Raw genomic sequence first — 3,852 nt, forward strand, 5'->3', positions numbered from 1 at the left:
TTGCGCTGCATCAAGCAAACGATAATTCCTCTTATTCAAACTCCCCCGCCCTGTTAGACTTTGCGCCTTTGTTTTCGCCCGTTTGCAGGATGTCTGATGCTGTCGTTGCCGCTTCGCTTGTCCGCACTGTTGCTGGCCCTGGGCCTGAGTGCCTGCGATGACGCCCCGCGTTTCACCAAGGCCGAGCCGGGGGAAGCGCGTTCGGGCGGTGCGGCGACTGTGCGCAAGAGCGATCAGAACGCCTTCTCCCTGCCATCGGCCAACCTGCCGCCCTCGCGGCGGGTGGATTTCAATGTCGGCAACAGTTTCTTTCGCAGCCCGTGGGTGATCGCGCCGTCGACCACCACGGCGCGCGACGGCCTAGGCCCGTTGTTCAATACCAATGCCTGCCAGAACTGCCACATCAAGGACGGTCGCGGGCATCCGCCGGCACCTGACGCATCCAATGCGGTGTCAATGCTGGTGCGCCTGTCGATTCCCGACGCGCCGCAATACGCCAAAGTCATCGAACAGCTCGGCGTAGTGCCGGAGCCGGTGTATGGCGGGCAGTTCCAGGACATGGCCGTGCCCGGCGTCGTCCCGGAAGGCAAGGTGCGGGTCGACTACACGCCAGTGCAGGTGCGTTTCAAGGACGGCACCGAGGTCGAGTTGCGCAAACCGACCCTGCAGATCACTCAACTCGGTTACGGCCCGATGCACCCGGACACGCGTTTTTCCGCGCGGGTGGCGCCGCCGATGATTGGTCTGGGCCTGCTCGAAGCGATCCCCGAAGAAGCGATCCTCGCCAACGCCGCCGCCCAGGCGAAAGAGAACAATGGCATCAACGGCCGGCCCAACCAGGTCTGGGATGACCAGTTGCAGAAGACCGTCATCGGCCGGTTCGGCTGGAAAGCCGGGCAGCCGAATCTCAATCAACAGAATGTTCATGCGTTCTCGGGTGACATGGGCCTGACCACCAGCCTGCGGCCGTTCGACGATTGCACCGAGGCGCAGACTGCCTGCAAACAGGCGCCGAACGGTAATGGCCCGGACGGCGAGCCGGAAGTCAGCGACAACATCCTGCGTCTGGTGCTGTTCTACGGCCGCAATCTCGCAGTGCCGGCGCGCCGTGGCGTCAACGATCCACAGGTGCTGGCCGGCAAGAATCTGTTTTTCCAGGCCGGTTGCCAGTCGTGCCACACGCCGAAATACACCACCGCCGCCGATGCCGCCGAACCGGAATTGGCCAATCAGGTGATTCGTCCATACAGCGACTTGCTCCTGCATGACATGGGCGAAGGTCTGGCGGACAACCGCACCGAATTTCAGGCCTCCGGCCGCGACTGGCGCACGCCGCCGTTGTGGGGGATCGGCCTGACGCAAGCGGTCAGCGGTCACACCCAGTTTTTGCATGACGGTCGCGCACGCAACCTGCTCGAAGCGGTGCTCTGGCATGGCGGCGAAGCGACGGCGGTGCAGCAACAGGTTTTGTCTTTCAATGCCGAGCAGCGCGCTGCGTTGCTGGCGTTTCTGAACTCACTTTAAATACTGAAAAAACATCGGGAGCCCGACATGTTCCGTCCCAAGTTACTGTTCACCAGCCTTGCCGCGCTCGCCCTCGGCGCCTGCTCGCCGCAGGACCCGCAAGCGGTCACTTCGGCGGCGATCGCCAAATCGGTGATCCTGCCGACCTACACCCGTTGGGTCGAAGCCGACCGGCAACTGGCGGTCAGCGCCCTCGCCTATTGCCAGGGCAAGGAAAGCCTGGAAACTGCCCGTGCCGATTTCCTTCACGCGCAGAAAGCCTGGGCCGAACTGCAACCGCTGCTGATCGGTCCGCTGGCCGAAGGCAATCGTTCGTGGCAAGTGCAGTTCTGGCCGGACAAGAAAAACCTCGTCGGCCGTCAGGTCGAGCAACTGGTCGTCGCCCAGCCGCAGATCGACGCCGCCGCGCTGGCCAAATCCAGCGTCGTGGTGCAGGGACTGTCGGCTTACGAATACATCCTCTTCGACGCCAAGCCTGACGTCGCCAACGATGCGCAGAAAGCCAAATACTGCCCGCTGCTGATCGCCATCGGCGAACGCCAGAAGCAACTGGCCGAAGAGATCCTGCAGGGCTGGAACAATACCGATGGCATGCTCGCGCAGATGAGCAAGTTCCCCAACCAGCGCTACGCCGACTCCCACGAAGCGATCGCCGATCTGCTGCGCGTACAAGTGACGGCACTGGATACCCTGAAGAAAAAACTCGGCACGCCGATGGGCCGCCAGAGCAAAGGCGTGCCGCAGCCATTCCAGGCGGATGCGTGGCGCAGCCAGTCGTCGCTGACGGCGCTGGAAGCCAGCCTTGCCGCCGCCAAAACCGTCTGGGAAGGCGTCGACAACAAAGGCCTGCGCGGTCTGCTGCCGGCCGAGCAGAAGCCGTTGGCCGACAAGATCGATGCCGCTTACGCCGCTTCGCTGAAACTGTTCGACAGCACCCAGCGTTCGCTCGGCGAAATGCTTGAAGACGACGCCGGTCGCCAGCAACTCAACGATATCTACGACAGCCTCAACGTCGTCCATCGCCTGCATGAAGGCGAGCTGGCCAAGGCGCTGGGCATCCAACTGGGCTTCAACGCCAACGACGGTGACTGATGAGGGCGAGTGCCATGCTGCGACGTCAGGTTCTGACTTTAGGTAGTGCACTGCTGGGAGCAGTGACGCTGGGCGGCTGGACGCTGTTCAAACGCAAGGATCAGAGCCCGCTGCTGCTGTCGGCGCGCGACGATACTGACGGCAAGCATTACGCCGTCGGCTATCGGCTCGACGGTACGCGGGTGTTCGCCACCCACGTCGGCCAGCGTTGTCACGACATCATCAATCATCCGACGCAGCCGCTGGCGCTGTTCGTTGCGCGACGTCCGGGAACCGAGAGTTACCTGATCGACCTGCGCGACGGCACGTTGCTGCAGACCGTGACCTCGCAGCCGAACCGGCACTTCTACGGCCACGCCGTGGTGCACAAGGACGGCGAATACCTGTACGCCACCGAGAACGACACGAGCGATCCCGGCCGTGGCCTGCTCGGCGTGTACAAGTTCGAAGGCGAGCGGCTGGTGCACACGGGCGAGATTTCCACCCATGGCCTCGGCCCGCATCAGGTGTCGTGGATGCCCGACGGCGAGACGCTGGTGGTGGCCAACGGCGGGATTCGCACCGAGGCGGAAAGCCGCGTCGACATGAATCTCAACGCCATGGAACCGAGCCTGGTGCTGATGCAGCGCGACGGCACGTTGCTGAGCAAGGAAACCCTCGCCCAGCAGATGAACAGCGTCCGCCACCTGGGCATCGCCAGTGACGGTACCATCGTCGCCGGCCAGCAATTCATGGGGCCGTCCCACGAGCGCTCGGAGCTGTTGGCGATCAAGCGACCCGGGCAAGCGTTCGTGGCGTTCCCGGTAGCGGAAGATCAGTTGCAGGCGATGGGGCACTACACCGCCAGCGTCGCGGTGCACAGCGACCTGCGTCTGGTCGCGTTGACAGCGCCGCGCGGCAATCGCTTCTTTATCTGGGATCTGGACAGCGGCGAACTGCGCCTCGATGCGCCGCTGCCGGATTGCGCCGGCGTCGGAGCGGTAAAGGATGGCTTTGTCGTGACCTCGGGTCAGGGCCGTTGCCGTTACTACGATTGCCGGCAGGAACAGCTGCTGGCCAAGCCGCTGGAATTGCCGGCGGGGCTCTGGGACAACCATCTGCACTTGATGGCCTGATACCCGCTCATTTTTGAGATGGCCCCCGATCCTGTGGCGAGGGGATTTATCCCCGTTGGGTGGCGCAGCCGCCCTTAAAACTGCAATTGCGGTATGACTGAAGGATTCAGGGGGCCGCTTC

At 63.3% G+C, this 3,852-nt stretch carries 3 protein-coding genes; all 3 read left to right on the forward strand.

From position 1 onward, the window contains the following. Positions 1-96: 96 nt before the first annotated feature. Genes F8N49_RS26365 through F8N49_RS26375 form a run of 3 tightly spaced genes read left to right on the forward strand, consistent with a single transcriptional unit; the run spans position 97 to position 3,731 of the window. On the forward strand, positions 97-1,524 hold the full coding sequence (locus F8N49_RS26365; protein ID WP_151553185.1) for a di-heme oxidoredictase family protein: 1,428 nt from the start codon (positions 97-99) through the stop codon (positions 1,522-1,524). A gap of 27 nt (positions 1,525-1,551) precedes the next feature. Continuing rightward, positions 1,552-2,616, forward strand: coding sequence for an imelysin family protein (locus tag F8N49_RS26370; protein WP_024014143.1), 1,065 nt, complete (start codon positions 1,552-1,554; stop codon positions 2,614-2,616). Between the two features lie 14 nt (positions 2,617-2,630). After that, positions 2,631-3,731, forward strand: coding sequence for a DUF1513 domain-containing protein (locus F8N49_RS26375; RefSeq protein ID WP_071173419.1), 1,101 nt, complete (start codon positions 2,631-2,633; stop codon positions 3,729-3,731). Positions 3,732-3,852 lie beyond the last annotated feature (121 nt).

Origin of the sequence: Pseudomonas sp. GXM4 (genome assembly GCF_008923895.1) — a bacterium.
Classification (GTDB): Bacteria; Pseudomonadota; Gammaproteobacteria; order Pseudomonadales; family Pseudomonadaceae; genus Aquipseudomonas; species Aquipseudomonas atacamensis.